Here is a 14,455-nt window from a genome sequence, read left to right as displayed (position 1 = left end):
GGTATGCGCGGCTGTATACGGCGCGTGGCATCCATGCAGCGGAGGCGGTAAGATGGTGAAAAAACCGGCGGCGGCGAAACCGCCCGCGGAGCGCGGGGCCGAACATGTCTACCGCATGCTGCGCCAGGCGATTCTGCGCATGGAACTGCGGCCTGGCTCCGATCTGGACGAGGTGGAGATCTCTGCGCGCTATGAGGTGTCACGCACGCCCGTGCGCGAAGCGCTGATCCGGCTGACGGCCGAGGGTCTGGTACAGGCGGTGCGCGGTCGCGGGTCGCGCGTGGCCGCGATGAACCTGTTCGATTTGCGTGATTTCTTCGAATCTCTCGATCTCTTGCAGCGTGCGCAGACCACGCTGGCCGCCGTTCGCCGGACCGAAGCGCAGATGCAGGCGATCGAGGCTGCGGCGCTGGGCTTCGAACAGGCCGCGCCACGCCGCGATGTCGATGCGCTGAACGAGATGAATTTTCGGTTTCATCTGGCGATCAGCGAGGCGGCGCATTCGATGCACCTGCATCACGCTTATGAACGTGCGCTGATCGAGGGGATGCGGGTCGGGCACGTCAGCTTCATCGAACATGATGGCGCTGCGGCGCGGCTGCAAAACCACCTGGATCTGACGATCGCCGATCACCGTGAGATGGTCCGGCTGATTCGCGATCAGGATACCACGGGCGCAGAACTGGTTGCCGCGCGCCATGTTGCGCTGTTCCGGGACCGGATCGTGGCAACCGTGCTGACGCCGGATGCCACGCGTCGCCTGCACCCGCCAGCGTAAGGCGTGCCGCAGGAGTTGCACATATATCCGGTCACAGGCTTTCGCTTGTTCTATGATCCGAATCTTATAGCGCGGAATTCAGCTTCCAGCTGAGCAGATACGCTTAGAGACGCGCCAAGATACTTGTCACCAGATGGCTCGCTTTCAGATCATGCACAGATGAAAATGGTCATCTGGATTGTTTGGCCCCTTGGTGCGGGCTTATTGAAAACGGCGGTGGAACTCGCGAAACGGGCGCCATATGCGCCCCCGATATCAGAGAAGGTTTTGCGGCCCGGTTGTCGCCGGGCGCCGCAAATCATTGCGCCAATCCACCGCCGAAGCCCGTTGAACCGGAGCCCCTTAGGCCAGCATCGAGTCGAGTGACTTGCCCGCCTCAAGCGCTTCGTTAATCCAGCGGGGTTTGCGGCCCCGGCCTGACCAGGTGAGGTCAGCATTTTCCGGGTGGCGGTATTTTGCAGCCGCAGGCGCGCGTTTGCGGGCGGTTGCCGCTTCGGCAAGAGCTTCGAAAGAATAGCCGAGTTCGCGGGCCAGTTCATCGACCTTTGCGCGGGCTTCGGCCTTTCTTCTATCCTCGAATGAGGCAATTGCCTTTGCAACCGACTTTTCGAGTTGCTTGAGCTCACTAAGTGAAAACGCGTCCAGGTTGATTTCAGTCATAAGGATCCCCTTCCTTTGCCCTATTGGTAAGGCAGGCGGCACTATAGGGCAATTCCCCATGCTGAGAAATGCCGTGTAGTGCTGGCGGATCATATAGAATTCCCGGTCGATCCGGATCAAATTGCGTCGCCGCTGATCTGAAATAACTCCGGGCTTTTGTGGAATGGGTTGCGGGTCTGAATTGCCTCAGACCCTGTGACGCTGGGTCTTCTGCGAGGGGCTTGCTGCCAGGATATGTCCTGGCAGCAAGGGGATATCGCCGCTGTCCGGCGGCTTCCGCTTTGGCAGAGGGTCAGGTAGGCAGACCTTCAAAGCACCATTGGCAGGGCCTTGAGAAAGCTGTCATTTTCTTCCGCAAGCGCGACGGTGACGCGTGCCCAGTCAAGAAACGGGCTTTCCTGCCAACCTTTGATCAGCACGCCCTGATGCCGCAGCGCTTCGGCCAGTTGGGTGCCCGGCAGCCGGGTCCTGAAGAACAGAAAGTTGCCCTGTGACGGGGCGACTTCGATCCCCATAGCGGTCAACGCTGCGGCGATCCGTTTCCGCTCGGCCCGGATATGGGTTGTGGTGCGGTCAAGATGCGCGTCATCGGCCAGAGCGGCCAGCGCGGCGACACCGGCCAGCGCGTTGACCGCGAAAGGGTTGCGCGTTTTGCGCAACGCCCGCGCCATCCCGCTGTCCGAGCAGAGGCCGTAGCCCACCCGTGCGCCCGCCAGCCCGTAGGCTTTGGAAAAGGTCCGCAGGCTGATCCAGGCGTGGCCTGCGCGGTCAAGCAATCCGGTTGCCTCAAAGGCCAGATCGCCTTCAAGATACTCGCGATAAGCCTCGTCAAAAACGATCAGCGTCCCCTCGGGCACAGCCGCCAGCAGGCGGGTCAACTCGCCTTGCGAGATGGCCGGACCCGCCGGGTTCGAGGGGGACGAGAAGATCAGGATGCGCACGGGCTGTGCCATCGCCTGGATGAGCCCGTCCACCGGGAACCGCCAATCGGCGGGGAAGGGCACCTTCTCCACCACGGCCCCAAGGCTCAGCGCGCCGAATTCATGCAGGCCAAAGCTCGGGCAGATGGTGACCACGCGGTCGCCGGGCCGCAGGGTGGCGCGGTAGATGGCGCCGATGAGATCCTCTGACCCATTGCCAAGGATGATGGTTTCAGCGTCGCGGCCCGTGCGGGCGGCAATTGCCTGACGCAGGGCGGTGTCACCGGCATCGGGGTAACGACCGACACCTGCGGCTGCGGCGCGGATCTGCTCGATCGCTGCGGGCGACGGGCCGAAGGGGTTTTCGTTGCTGTCCACTTTGGCCAGCGCATCACGGCCATAACGGGCGCGGAACTGATCCAGCGCAAGCCCGGCATTGTAATCGGGCAATGCGGCGATTTCGGTGCGGATCAGCGCTGCCGAGGAAGGGGAGGTCATGGGAAACACCTTGTCAGGGAGTGAAGATCTTGCCGGGGTTCATGATCCCCGACGGGTCGAGCGCCCGCTTGATCTGGCGCATGACATCCAGTGCGGCGCCGTGTTCGGCCTGCATGTAGCCCATCTTGCCGAGGCCCACGCCGTGCTCGCCGGTGGCGGTGCCCCCCATGGTCAGCGCGATGGAGATGAGCCTGGCATTGATCTGTCGCGCCACCGCAGTTTCCTGCGCATCTTCCGGGTCGAACATCAGCACCAGATGAAAGTTGCCGTCGCCCGCATGGCCGATCAGCGGTGCGATCAGCGCGGTCTTGTCGATTTCCGCGCGGATTTCGGCGATACAGTCAGGCAGGCGCGAGATCGGCACGCAGACATCGGTCGAGATGCCCTTGATCCCCGGTCGCAGCGCCCGCGTCGCGTAAAGGGCATTGTGGCGCAGCCGCCAGATACGGTTGGCGGCCTCATGGTTGTCGGCGGTCTCGACATGCAGCGCCCCGCTGCCTTCCGACAGTTCGGCGAACAGAGTGGCGTCATGGGCCACCGCGGGCGCCGAGCCGGTGATTTCCACCCACAGGGTCGGCCGTTCCGGCAGGGTGGACCCGGCATGGGCGTTGATGGCCTGCATTTGCAGGGTATCGGCAAGTTCGATCCGGGTCAGGCCCAGGCTGGATTGCAGCGCCGCCACCACACAGCTGGTGGCCGCTTCCAGATCCTCGAATGCGCAGAGGAGCGAGCGCGAGGCCTCGGGCCTGCCGAACAGCCGCAATGTCACTTCGGTGATGATACCCAGCGTGCCTTCTGCCCCGACGAACAGATGCGTCAGGTCGTAACCTGATGCTGATTTGCGCGCCCGCCCGCCGGTGCGGATCACCCGCCCGTCGGGCATCACCACGGTCAGGCCCAGCACCAGTTCGCGCATCGAGCCGTAGCGCACCGTGGTCGTGCCCGAGGCCCGGGTGGAGGCCATGCCGCCCAGCGTGGCATGCGCGCCCAGATCGACCGGGAAAAACAGCCCGGTGGCGCGCAGATGCTCGTTCAGGTTCTGGTGGATCACCCCGCATTGCACGACACAGTCCATGTCTTCGGCGTTCACTGCCAGCACCCGGTCCATGCCCGACAGATCAAAGCTTATGCCGCCATGCGGCGCCAGCACCTGCCCCTCTATCGAGGAGCCTGCGCCGAAGGGAATGACCGGCGCGCCATGGTGGTGGCACAGCGTAACCGCTTCGGAAACTTCTTCGGTTGTCTGGAGGAACAGAACCGCATCGGGCAGGGCCTCTGGCAACCAGCTTTCGACAGAGCCGTGCTGGGCCCGGACAGCCTCGGCGCGGCTGAGGCGGCTGCCGAAACGGGCCTCCAGCGCAAGAATCGCAGCCTGCACACCAGCGCATGGGTCGGTTTGGGTCATGATCTTTTCCGGGGTTGGGAAAGCGACGATGGGACGGACCTGCCATCGCGCCACATCTCCGGCCCGGTATCGCACCGGACCGGAGAGAATTGCGCAATATCAGGCCTTGAACCACCAGCGCTCGCCGCAGCGCGCGCCATCCAGTTCCCAGTCATTGGCGATTTCGCCATGACCGATCTTGTCACTGGTAGCATCCAGGAAATCGGCCCAGATCGGAGCCACCAGCCCGGCATCTTCCCAGATCAGGCTCTGGCATTCCCAATAAAGCTCCTTGCGGCGGGTCTCGTCGGCTTCGCTGCGGGCTGCAACCAGCGTCTTGTTGAATGTGTCATTGTCCCAGCTGCTTTCATTGTAGCTGCCGATGCTTTGACGCGAATAGACCAGCGTCAGCATCGCGTCTTCGTTCACGCGGCCCGACCACCGTGTCGCGAACATCGGACGTTTACCCCAGATGTTGGACCAGTAGCCGTCATCCGGCTCCCGCTTGACCTCAATGGTGATCCCGGCGCGGGCGGCCTGTTCGGCGTAAAGCTGCGCCATGTTGGTGGCCCCGGTGAAGGGCAGTTCGGCGACGTGCAGCGGCACGGTCAGCCCGGTGGCCCCGGCCTTTTCCAGCAGCGCCCTGGCCTGATCCGGGTCATAGGAATGCTGCGGGAGACTGGAGTTGTGATAGGCATAGGCCTTCGACAGCGGCTGGTCATTGGCGATCGAGCCATAGCCCCCCTGAATCTTGGCCAGAACCTCCTCCCGGTCGATGGCAAGCTTCATCGCCAGACGCACATCACGGTCCTTGAACAGCGGATCGGTGACGTTCATGGCAAAGCCGTGGTGCAGCTTGCCCTGGGTCTGGATCAGGTTGATGCCCGGCATGGCCTGAAGAAGCGGCGCGGTGACGGTATCGACAAAGCCCATGGCGTCGATCTGGCCGGTTTGCAAGGCGGTGGTGCGGGCATTGATATCGGCGATGCAATGCAGTTCGATCGCGTCGAAATGGGCGCGGCCCTCTTTCCAGTAGTTTGGGTTCTTGCGCACGACGCTGCGCAGGCCCGGCTCGTAGGTTTCCAGAATATAGCCGCCGGTGCCGATGCCCTTGTCGAACTCGCGGTCTTCGGCTGGCACGATCAGCATGTTGATCATCGACAGAATGGCAGGGAAACCCGCATTCGGACCGTCCAGAGTGACCGTGACCTCCATCGGGGCGGTGACGGCCACATCCTTGACCGCCAGCATCAGTGCCTTCGCGCCCGAGATGGTATCCGGTCCGCGGTGCAGGTTCAGCGACCAGACCACATCCTCGGCGGTCAGTGGCTTGCCGTTGCTGAAGGTGACGCCGGAGCGGATCTTGAAGATCCAGGCCGACATATCGGCATTCGGCCCCCATTCGGTCGCCAGTTCCGGCACCAGCACGCCGCCGGGGCCCATTTCAACCAGGCAGTTCCGCAGCTGATATTGCAGGTGCATCATGAAGCGGTATTCGTTGACCTGCGGGTCCAGCGTGTCGGCCGTGCTGAAATCCGAGATCCCGAGCCGGAACGTGCCGCCGGACCGGGGCGTGTCCTGTGCGAAGGCCGGACGGGCGTTCAGGCCAAGTGTGGCGGCGACGGACATCGCCCCCATGCCGAGCAGAGCGGAGCGACGGGTGGTGTATAGAGCCATCTGGCTTTCTCCCTGTTGACGGCGCCCCTTCTGTGGAGGCGCCGGATCTGTGGATGGTCGGCAGTCTGGTTCGGGGGATTGCTATTATGTATGATCTTAATAGCCTAAGACCTGTATCGCTGGCCCGCAAATCATTACCGCTGTATACTTGTTAAGCCTGCCTAAACAGTCATCCAGGATGGATCTTAAAAATGAGCACAAGCCTTCCGCCGCTGCGCGCCCTGCAGGCGTTCGATGCATATGGCCGGACAGGCACTGTTCATGCAGCCGCCCGCAGCCTTGGCGTCACGCCCGGCGCAATCAGCCAGCAATTGCGGCTGCTTGAAGATCATGCAGGGCTGCCGTTGCTGTTGCGGGAAGGGCGGCGGATCACGATGACTCCGGCCGCGCATATCTATCACGAGATGATTGCGCAGGGTTTTGACCGGCTGGCCCGCGCGCAGGAGTTCATTTCGGCGCAGCGCGTGTCGGAAGACCTGACCGTGAGCGGGCTGCCGACGCTGCTGCAAAAGTGGCTGAATCCGATGATCCATCGTTTTCAGGCGAATGCGCCTGACACCACCTTGCGAATCGTTGCCACACATCGCGAGACCGAACCGCAGTTGATGGATCTGACCTTTCGCCTGACCTATGGGATGGCCGCTTCGCGCTATCCGCATTCACGGGCGCTGTTCACCGATACCTGCTTTCCCGCCTGCTCGCCCGAGTTTCTGGCCCGCCATCCCGAGGCGAGAACCAACAAGGGGCTGGCCCGTCTGCCGCTGATCGGGATTGACTGGGGCATGGATGAAACGGCGGCCCCGGACTGGGCCAACTGGTTCGCCGCGCAAAACACTCCGGTGGCGGGCCCGATGCGGACGGTCGCGGTGTATTCGTTGTCCAGCCTTGCGCTGGAGGCAGCGGCAGCCGGGCAGGGGGTGGTGCTGGCCCAGGCATCCTTTGCCGGACCGGACCTTGATTCCGGGCGGCTGGTGCGGCTGTCGGATGAGGTTCTGCCGATGCCCGAAGCCTATTTCATCTGCTGGGGACTGACGACCATGACTCACAAGCCTGCGCGTGATTTTCTCAACTGGGTTCTGTCGGAAACCAAGGTGAATCGCGACACGAGAAGTAAGCACAGCTAAACAATCAACCAGACGTTCTTGGCTGGCCAGCAATTTTTTGTCTGCGCATAATCCCTGAAAACACCGCCAAATAGGGATGTAGCCATGTTTCTCAAAAATGCCTGGTATGTCGCCGCCTGGAGCAGCGAGATCGAAAACAGCCTTCGGCAGATTCTGGTCCTGGGGGAGAAGATCTGCGTCTTCCGTACTGCGCAGGGCGAGGTTATTGCGCTGGAAGATGCCTGCCCGCATCGCAAGCTGCCACTGTCCAAGGGCCGGATCAAGGGCGATACCGTCGAATGTGGCTATCATGGCCTGACTTTCGATTGTGCAGGGCAATGCGTCTGGGCGCCCGGCGGGGGCCGTATTCCTTCGGCGGCCAAGGTGCGCGCCTATCCGGTACATGAAAAATATGGCCTGGTCTGGATCTGGATGGGCAACGCCGCCATCGCCGATGTCGATGACATCATCGACATCCCGAATTTCGACAGCCCCGACTGGGGTATCAATCGTGGTGCGGCGATGGAGTTGCAGTGCAACTATCTGCTGATGACCGACAATCTGCTGGACCCGACCCATGTCGCCTGGGTGCACGAGACCAGCTTTGCCCAGGCTGCTACCAAGGACACGCCGCTGAAGGTCACGCGCACCGATGATGGCGTGATCGTCCACCGCTGGATGATGGATGTGGCCCCGGCACCGTTCTATGCAAAGATTGTGGAGTTTGAAGGCAACTGCGACCGCTTGCAGCATTACGAGGTGCGCTATCCGTGCAGCGCGCTGATCCGCGCGATCTTCACACCAGCGGGCACCGGCGGGCCGGAAGGCACGCTGCACGAGAAGACCTTTGTCATGGACAGCTATAACTTCATGACGCCGACGACCGAGACGGAAACCCGCTATTACTGGTTCCAGCTGCGGAATATCCGGCCTGACGATGCCGAGCTGTCGGCGATGATGAGCGAGGATGTCCGTCACGCCTTTGAGGAGGATCGCGCGGTGCTGAACGCGGTGCAGATCGGGCTGCGCGAAAAGACTTCGCCGCATATCGACCTGTCAATTGATGCAGGTCAGCTGCGTTTCCGCCGCCAGCTTGAGGCGATGATTGCCGAAGAGCAGGCCGTCGACGCCAAGATGCAGGCCTGAACCATGGCAGAGACATTCCGGCGGTTCCGGGTGATGCGCAAGCACCCGGAAAGCAGCGTCATCACCTCGTTCCATCTGGTGCCGTCTGACGGCGGTGCGCTTTGGCCCGCGCGGCCGGGGCAATATCTGACCCTGCGCATTCCCGGCCCGGAAGGCCCGGTGCTGCGTACCTATTCGCTGTCGAATGCGGTTGATGCTGCGGATTGCCACCGGATTTCGGTCAAGCGCGAGGCGGGGCTGAACGGCAGGCCCGACGGCATCGGGTCGGTCTGGCTGCATGATCATCTGGCTGAGGGCGCCGAGATCGAGGTCGCGGCTCCGCGCGGCGCCTTCTTTCTGGACGAAGACAGCACGCGCCCGGTTCTGTTGCTGGCGGGCGGGGTCGGGCTGACGCCGCTTCTGTCGATGCTGCATCGTCTGGCCCAAAGCAACCGCAAGGTCTGGCTGGTACATGCGGTGGAAAACGGCGGGGTGCAGCCGCTGCGCGCCGAGGTGGCAGCGCTGGCTGCTGCATCTGCCGGGCGGATCTCCGTCTGCAATGTGCTGCGAAATCCCGCGCCGGGGGATCACGCGGATGCGACCGGGGTGGTGGATGCGGCACTGCTGCAATCCTTGCTGCCGCTGGACGATTATCAGGTCTATCTCTGCGGGCCGGTGCCCTTCATGGTGGCGATGTGGCGGCTGTTGACCGGCCTCGGCATTGCCCCGGAGCGGATCGCCTATGAATTCTTCGGCCCCGGCGGCTCGTTGCCCAAACTGGCCGCCGATCAGGTCGCACCGGCCCCGCCTGCCATTCCACGCATTCCGGTGAATGCCCCGAAATCCCTGGATAAGCTGGATTTTCTGACCGATCCGGATGTGCGCAAGATCGCGGAACCGGCTGCCAGAAAGGCGCTGCCTGCGGCCCTGACGATGGCTGATGCAGAAACCGGAAACGAGGTGGTCTTTGCCCGGTCGGGCGTGACCGTCGCGTGGAACAGCGGTGTGAACTCGATTCTGGAACTTGCCGAAAGTGCGGGGCTGGACCCGGCCTTTGTCTGTCGCTCGGGTATCTGCAATTCCTGTCGCTGCGGGTTGAAGGACGGGCAGGTGGAGTATTTCAGCGAGCCGCTGGACCCTCCGGGCCCCGGTCAGGCTTTGATCTGCTGCTCCCGCCCCAACGGGCGTGTGGTGCTGGATCTGTAAGTTCCCGGCAGACTGGAAATTAAAAGGCGGCCCCGCAAAGGGCCGCCTTTTTCCTGTCGGCAGGGCAGATGATCAACTTGCCGCAGCCCGCCGCTGATCCAGCACCCTGCTCAGCCAGTCCGGGTCCATCTCGGGCACCGATGACAGCAACAGATCAGTATAGGGTTCGTGCTCCGGCGAAAAAATCCTGTCCTTGTCGCCCTGTTCCACCACCCGGCCGTGCTGCATCACCACGACATGATCGGCGATCGCCCGCACCGTCGCGAGATCATGGGTAATGAACAAATAGCTTATGCCGCGCTCACGCTGGATGCGGTCCAGCAGGCGCAGGATACCCTCGGCGACCAGTTGGTCCAGCGCGCTGGTCACTTCATCGCAGATGATCAGCTCCGGCTCGGCGGCCAAAGCGCGGGCGATACAGACACGCTGTTTCTGACCGCCTGAAAGCTCACCCGGCAGCCGGTCTATAAAACGATCCGGGGGCAACTCGATCTCGGTCAGCAACTCGCGGATGCGGGCCTCTTTTTCCCGCCCTTTCAGGCCAAGATAGAACTCCAGCGGACGGCCCAGCACTTCGCGGATGCGGTGGCGCGGATTCAGCGCGGTATCGGCCATCTGGTGAATCATCTGCATCCGCTGCAAAAGCCTGCGCGACCGGGCGCCGATGGTCGTGGGCAGGGCCGCGCCGTCGAATGTCACCTTGCCCGCGCCTGGGAACAGAAGCCCCATCACCACCCGCGCCGTGGTGGATTTGCCGGAGCCGCTTTCGCCCACCACAGCCACGGTTCGCCCGCGCGGCACGGTCAGTGATACGTTTTCCAGCACCTTATGCGTGCCATAGGAGGCATCCACCCCGTCGATCTTCAGCAACGGCGGGCTTGCAGGAGCCGGATCGCGCGGTGCGGGCTGAAACTCCCGCACAGCCCAGAGGGAACGGGTATAAGCCTCGCGCGGGTTGGCCAGCATCTCGCGCACCGGGGCGTCTTCGACCTCTTCGCCCTTCAGCAGCACTTTCACCCGGTCGGCCATCTGCGCGACCACGGCAAGATCATGCGTGATATAGATCGCCGCGGCGCCGTGGTTGCGCACGATATCGCGGATCGCGGCCAGCACTTCGATCTGCGTTGTGACATCCAGCGCGGTCGTGGGTTCGTCAAAGATGATGAGGTCAGGCTTGCAGGCCATGGCCATCGCCGTCATGGCGCGTTGCAACTGCCCGCCGGATACCTGATGCGGAAAGCGGAACCCGATCTGATCCGGGTCCGGCAGCCGCATCTCGCCATAAAGCCGCACGGCTTCGGCCTCGGCCTGCGCGCGGGGCATCACGCCATGGCACACGGGCGCTTCGCAATGCTGCCGGATCAGACGCCAGGCCGGGTTGAAGGCTGCGGCAGAGGATTGGGCGACATAGGCGATACGCCGTCCGCGCAGGTCGCGTAGCGTTTGCGCGCTGGCCCCAACCAGTTCCTGCCCGTCAAAGCGGATCGATCCACCTGCGATCCGGCATCCGGGGCGGACATGCCCCATGGCGGTCAGGCCGAGGGTCGATTTGCCCGCGCCGCTTTCACCGATCAGGCCCAGGACTTCGCCCCGCGCCAGATCCAGGCTGACGCCCTTGACGATCTTGTGCCAGTCGTCCCCGGAACGGCCTTCGATCCACAGATCGCGAATTTCCAGAAGTTTGGTCATGGCTCAGTCCTTCAAGCCGCTGGACAGGTGCAACACCCAGTCCACCACCAGATTGACCGCAACGGTCAGGATGGCGATTGCCGTGGCCGGAAGCAGAGGGGCCAGACCAAAGGTGGCGGTTTGCCAGGTTGCGAAATTGGCAAAGGAAATCAGCCGCGCGCTTTCCCGCACCATGGAACCCCAGTCCGCTGTCGGTGGCTGGAGGCCAAGCCCCAGAAAGCTGAGCGCTGAGATGAACAGGAAGACGAAGCAGAACCGCAGCCCGAATTCGGCGATCAACGGGGCCGAGGCATTGGGCAGGATCTCGCGGCGGATGATCCAGCCCAGCCCCTCACCGCGCATCCGGGCAACCTCGATGTAATCCATGGTCAGGATGCCCTGCGCCACGGCACGCGACAGACGGAAGACCCGCGTGCTGTCCAGCACCGCGATGACAAGGACCAGTGCCGCCGCCGAGGCGCCGGTAATTGTCAGGATCAGCAACGCGAAGATCAGCGATGGAATCGCCATCAGCACGTCGATCAGCCGCGACAACACGGTGTCGACCCAGCCGCCGACCGTCGCGGCCAGCAGGCCAAGTGCCGTCCCGATCAGAAACGCAAGGCAGGTGGTGATCAGTGCAATGCCCACCGTATTGCGCGCACCATAGATCAACCGTGACATCACATCGCGGCCCAGTGCGTCCGTTCCCAGATAGAAGGGGGCGACCCAGGGCTGATAGGCGGCGCCGGCCACTTCGGCTTCGCCGTAGGGGGCGATCAGCGGCGCAAAAAGCGCAAGGATGGCATAGATCCCGATCAGCGCCAGCCCGATCCGGGCCGACAGCGGTGCGCTGGGGAGGTGGAAAAGCCAGTGGGTCACAACGTCACCTCGGGTGCAGCAGGCGGGGGTTCGACAGGATGCCGATTACATCCGCCACAAGGTTCAGCAGGATGTAGGTTGCGGCAAAGATCAGGCAGGCGGCCTGCACCACGGGCATGTCGCGTTTGGCTACGCTGTCGACCAGCAATTGCCCGAGGCCCGGATAGACAAAAACCACTTCGACCAGCACCACGCCGACGATCAGATAGGCGAGGTTCAGTGCCACAACAGTCACGATGGGGGCCACCGCATTGGGCAGCGCATGAATGGCGATGATGCGCCAGCGCTTCATCCCCTTCAGTTCGGCCATCTCGATATAGGGCAGGGCCAGCAGGTTCACGATTGCCGCCCGTGTCATCCGCATCATGTGCGCGGTCACGATCAGCACCATGGTCAGCGCGGGCAGGAAGCTGACGGTAAGCCGTTCGGCCAGCCCCATTGTGGGGGTGACCCCGGCGAGGCTGGGGAACCAGCCCAGTTGCACCGCGAAGATCAGGATCAGGATATAGGCGACAAAGAATTCCGGGAAGGAAATTACCGCCAGGGTGGAACTGGAGATCCAGCGGTCCAGCAGCGATCCGCGATCAAGCGCGGCGATCAGCCCGAGCAGGATCGACACGGGCACCGCGATCACGGCTGCATAGGCGGCCAGGAAGAAGGTGTTGAAAGCGCGGTCGCCGATCAGGTCGGTGATCGGGCGCCTCGTGGCGAGTGACTGGCCGAAATCGCCTTGCACTGCGTTGCCCAGCCAGGCGACATAACGCCAGAGCGGCGGATCGTTCAGCCCGAATTGCGCGTTGAAGGCGGCGATGGTTTCCGGCGTGGCCGACTGGCCCAGAATTTCGGTCGCGATGCTGCCGGGCAGCAGTTCGACCGCCCAGAAGATGACGGCCGAAACCACGATGAGCGTGAGCGCCCCGATGGCAAGTCTTCTGAGGACAAGTTTCGGGATCGGTGATAGCTTGGATGCCATTTGTATAGACTTTGAACCTGTTATGGATATTCATAATGACGAAGAATATACTCCAGTCCAGAAAAATCGGCAGGATTTGCGAGATAGAGGTTGAAATGCTTCGGCTTCTGCCTGCCAACCGGGCAGACTGTGCGTGCCGTGAGCGGATGAAGTGGTGAAATGACGTATCGAGACATCAAGGCGGATATTCTGGAGCGGATCCTGAACGGGACATGGCCGCCGGGCAGTGCCGTGCCAAACGAGCAGGAGCTGGCGGTGGAATATGGCGCCGCCCGTGCGACCGTGAACCGCGCCATGCGCGAGCTGGTGGATGAGGGTTTCGTTGAAAGGAAGCGCAAGGCAGGCACCCGCGTGCGTCTGAGCCCGGTGCGTCAGGTGCGCTTCGAGATCCCGATGATCCGCAAGGAGATCGAGGAGCAGGGGGCGACCTATCGCTATGCGCTGATCCGGTCCGAGGTGATGCTGGCGCCCGACTGGCTGCGTGCGAGGCTGAACCTGAAACAGGGGACCGAGGTGCTGCATCTGGTTTGCATGCATTTCGCGGATGGCAGGCCCTTTCAGCTGGAGGACCGCTGGATCAACCTTGCCGCCACCCCGCAGGGCCGCGATTTCGACTTCTCGACCGTCGGCCCCAATGAATGGCTGGTGCAGCAGGTGCCGTTCTCAGATGTGGAGATCAGCTTTTCTGCGACGACTGCCGATCCCGAGCAGGCCATGCTGCTCAACTGCCGCGCGGGCGATGCCCTGTTCCGGGTGGAGCGGCAGACCACATGGCAGGACCAGGTGGTCACTTATGTCAGCCTGATCTATCGCCGCGACCATCGGATGACGACCCGCTATTGAAGCGGGTTGCCGAACCTTGCGGGAGGCAATCTGGCATGGGGTGACTTGCAATCGGCCTTATGTCTGTTCAAAAAGTTACATCACACAGGTATAATTGATCGGGCGATCTGTCCGCAGAACTCGCCCCCAGGGCTGACCTGAACTGCGCTCCCGCAGCTTACCCGAGTGATTGCCTTCGGATACCTCTGTCAGTCGCCAGCGCCCGTGCGGAGGGGAAGATTGAGGACGGGTAACTGGTTCGACGACTTCAACTCTCGCAAGGACAGGTTTGAACGAATGCTCGTGACGCCGGGCAGGCGCCTCAGGACCGTTTCGACGAAGCGGCTGTAATCATCAAGGTCTCTGGCCACGACGACCAGCAGATAGTCGGACTCGCCGGTCGTGTTGTGGCAGGACAGGACATTCGGGCTGTTCTGAACAGCAAGATTGAACTCTCGGGTCACCTTCTCGTCGTGCTGCGCGCAGCCAAGCTGGACGAAGGCCATGACGCCGAGCCCGAGCGCACGGCGATTGAGGACCGCCTGATACCCTTCAATGATACCGCTGTCTTCCAGCCGTTTCAGACGGCGCCAGCAGGGCGTCTCGCTCAGGGAAAGCTGAGCTGCCAGCCGGGTGTTGGAAAGACGCCCGTCCCGCTGGAGCCGGTTGAGGATTTCGGCATCTATCCTGTCAATCTGATGCATTCTGGAAGACTCCTCCTCATGTGACGCCAGTCGGGGCAGAATACGTCTGAAAGTG

Annotated in this window: 13 protein-coding genes; 5 read left to right on the top strand and 8 right to left on the bottom strand. The window is 62.5% G+C overall.

All coding sequences use genetic code 11. The features are described from left to right. Positions 1-52 precede the first annotated feature (52 nt). Entirely contained in the window at positions 53-778 is a 726-nt protein-coding gene (locus C8N34_RS10090; RefSeq protein ID WP_108128771.1) for a GntR family transcriptional regulator, read from the top strand. Positions 779-1,120: 342 nt separating this feature from the next. On the opposite strand, the gene C8N34_RS10085 is transcribed toward C8N34_RS10090, so the two are convergent. From C8N34_RS10085 to C8N34_RS10070, 4 genes are all read right to left on the bottom strand, one after another. Continuing rightward, the gene (locus C8N34_RS10085) at positions 1,121-1,438 is read right to left on the bottom strand and encodes an H-NS histone family protein (RefSeq protein WP_054303305.1); all 318 of its coding nucleotides are present in this window, start codon (positions 1,436-1,438) and stop codon (positions 1,121-1,123) included. A gap of 308 nt (positions 1,439-1,746) precedes the next feature. Beyond that, positions 1,747-2,856: an aminotransferase class I/II-fold pyridoxal phosphate-dependent enzyme gene (locus C8N34_RS10080; protein WP_108128770.1), complete on the bottom strand. Its 1,110-nt coding sequence runs from the start codon at positions 2,854-2,856 to the stop codon at positions 1,747-1,749. A gap of 13 nt (positions 2,857-2,869) precedes the next feature. Then, complete coding sequence (locus tag C8N34_RS10075) at positions 2,870-4,261, bottom strand: FAD-binding oxidoreductase (RefSeq protein WP_108128769.1); 1,392 nt, start codon at positions 4,259-4,261, stop codon at positions 2,870-2,872. 99 nt (positions 4,262-4,360) lie between these two features. Next, positions 4,361-5,917, bottom strand: a complete 1,557-nt coding sequence (locus tag C8N34_RS10070; protein WP_108128768.1) for an ABC transporter substrate-binding protein — start codon at positions 5,915-5,917, stop codon at positions 4,361-4,363. 191 nt (positions 5,918-6,108) lie between these two features. Here C8N34_RS10070 and C8N34_RS10065 point away from each other — a divergent pair, with 191 nt between their 5' ends. The 3 genes from C8N34_RS10065 to C8N34_RS10055 all read left to right on the top strand — a co-directional run bounded on the left by C8N34_RS10065 (position 6,109) and on the right by C8N34_RS10055 (position 9,351). Further along, positions 6,109-7,041: a LysR substrate-binding domain-containing protein gene (locus C8N34_RS10065; RefSeq protein ID WP_108128767.1), complete on the top strand. Its 933-nt coding sequence runs from the start codon at positions 6,109-6,111 to the stop codon at positions 7,039-7,041. 84 nt (positions 7,042-7,125) lie between these two features. Then, positions 7,126-8,166: an aromatic ring-hydroxylating dioxygenase subunit alpha gene (locus C8N34_RS10060; protein ID WP_054303300.1), complete on the top strand. Its 1,041-nt coding sequence runs from the start codon at positions 7,126-7,128 to the stop codon at positions 8,164-8,166. Positions 8,167-8,169: 3 nt separating this feature from the next. Further along, entirely contained in the window at positions 8,170-9,351 is a 1,182-nt protein-coding gene (locus C8N34_RS10055; protein WP_108128766.1) for a 2Fe-2S iron-sulfur cluster-binding protein, read from the top strand. A 72-nt stretch (positions 9,352-9,423) separates the two neighbouring features. Here the strand turns inward: C8N34_RS10055 and C8N34_RS10050 are convergent, their stop codons facing one another. The 3 genes from C8N34_RS10050 to C8N34_RS10040 are packed head-to-tail and all read right to left on the bottom strand — an operon-like array spanning position 9,424 to position 12,874. Next, positions 9,424-11,040 carry an ABC transporter ATP-binding protein gene (locus C8N34_RS10050; RefSeq protein WP_108128765.1) on the bottom strand — a complete coding sequence of 539 codons (1,617 nt, stop codon included), beginning with the start codon at positions 11,038-11,040 and terminating at the stop codon, positions 9,424-9,426. Positions 11,041-11,043: 3 nt separating this feature from the next. Then, entirely contained in the window at positions 11,044-11,901 is an 858-nt protein-coding gene (locus C8N34_RS10045; protein ID WP_108128764.1) for an ABC transporter permease, read from the bottom strand. A 4-nt stretch (positions 11,902-11,905) separates the two neighbouring features. Beyond that, positions 11,906-12,874, bottom strand: coding sequence for an ABC transporter permease (locus tag C8N34_RS10040; protein ID WP_108128763.1), 969 nt, complete (start codon positions 12,872-12,874; stop codon positions 11,906-11,908). A 159-nt stretch (positions 12,875-13,033) separates the two neighbouring features. On the opposite strand from C8N34_RS10040, the gene C8N34_RS10035 reads away from it, so the two are divergent. Continuing rightward, positions 13,034-13,717: a histidine utilization transcriptional repressor HutC gene (locus C8N34_RS10035; RefSeq protein WP_054303295.1), complete on the top strand. Its 684-nt coding sequence runs from the start codon at positions 13,034-13,036 to the stop codon at positions 13,715-13,717. Between the two features lie 188 nt (positions 13,718-13,905). Here the strand turns inward: C8N34_RS10035 and C8N34_RS10030 are convergent, their stop codons facing one another. Then, complete coding sequence (locus tag C8N34_RS10030) at positions 13,906-14,400, bottom strand: Lrp/AsnC family transcriptional regulator (RefSeq protein ID WP_054303294.1); 495 nt, start codon at positions 14,398-14,400, stop codon at positions 13,906-13,908. Positions 14,401-14,455: the final 55 nt, after the last annotated feature.

Origin of the sequence: Gemmobacter caeni (genome assembly GCF_003054195.1) — a bacterium.
GTDB classification, from domain to species: domain Bacteria; phylum Pseudomonadota; class Alphaproteobacteria; order Rhodobacterales; family Rhodobacteraceae; genus Gemmobacter; species Gemmobacter caeni.
Note: the sequence above shows the minus strand (reverse complement) of the source record. Positions and strands in the feature narration are given on the sequence as shown.

What these genes read in the sequence shown, in the direction of transcription:
- C8N34_RS10090 (WP_108128771.1), top strand. Translation starts at nt 53, where the DNA reads ATGGTGAAAAAACCGGCGGCGGCGAAACCGCCCGCGGAGCGCGGGGCC.
- C8N34_RS10085 (WP_054303305.1), bottom strand. Translation starts at nt 1,438, where the DNA reads ATGACTGAAATCAACCTGGACGCGTTTTCACTTAGTGAGCTCAAGCAA.
- C8N34_RS10080 (WP_108128770.1), bottom strand. Translation starts at nt 2,856, where the DNA reads ATGACCTCCCCTTCCTCGGCAGCGCTGATCCGCACCGAAATCGCCGCA.
- C8N34_RS10075 (WP_108128769.1), bottom strand. Translation starts at nt 4,261, where the DNA reads ATGACCCAAACCGACCCATGCGCTGGTGTGCAGGCTGCGATTCTTGCG.
- C8N34_RS10070 (WP_108128768.1), bottom strand. Translation starts at nt 5,917, where the DNA reads ATGGCTCTATACACCACCCGTCGCTCCGCTCTGCTCGGCATGGGGGCG.
- C8N34_RS10065 (WP_108128767.1), top strand. Translation starts at nt 6,109, where the DNA reads ATGAGCACAAGCCTTCCGCCGCTGCGCGCCCTGCAGGCGTTCGATGCA.
- C8N34_RS10060 (WP_054303300.1), top strand. Translation starts at nt 7,126, where the DNA reads ATGTTTCTCAAAAATGCCTGGTATGTCGCCGCCTGGAGCAGCGAGATC.
- C8N34_RS10055 (WP_108128766.1), top strand. Translation starts at nt 8,170, where the DNA reads ATGGCAGAGACATTCCGGCGGTTCCGGGTGATGCGCAAGCACCCGGAA.
- C8N34_RS10050 (WP_108128765.1), bottom strand. Translation starts at nt 11,040, where the DNA reads ATGACCAAACTTCTGGAAATTCGCGATCTGTGGATCGAAGGCCGTTCC.
- C8N34_RS10040 (WP_108128763.1), bottom strand. Translation starts at nt 12,874, where the DNA reads ATGGCATCCAAGCTATCACCGATCCCGAAACTTGTCCTCAGAAGACTT.
- C8N34_RS10035 (WP_054303295.1), top strand. Translation starts at nt 13,034, where the DNA reads ATGACGTATCGAGACATCAAGGCGGATATTCTGGAGCGGATCCTGAAC.
- C8N34_RS10030 (WP_054303294.1), bottom strand. Translation starts at nt 14,400, where the DNA reads ATGCATCAGATTGACAGGATAGATGCCGAAATCCTCAACCGGCTCCAG.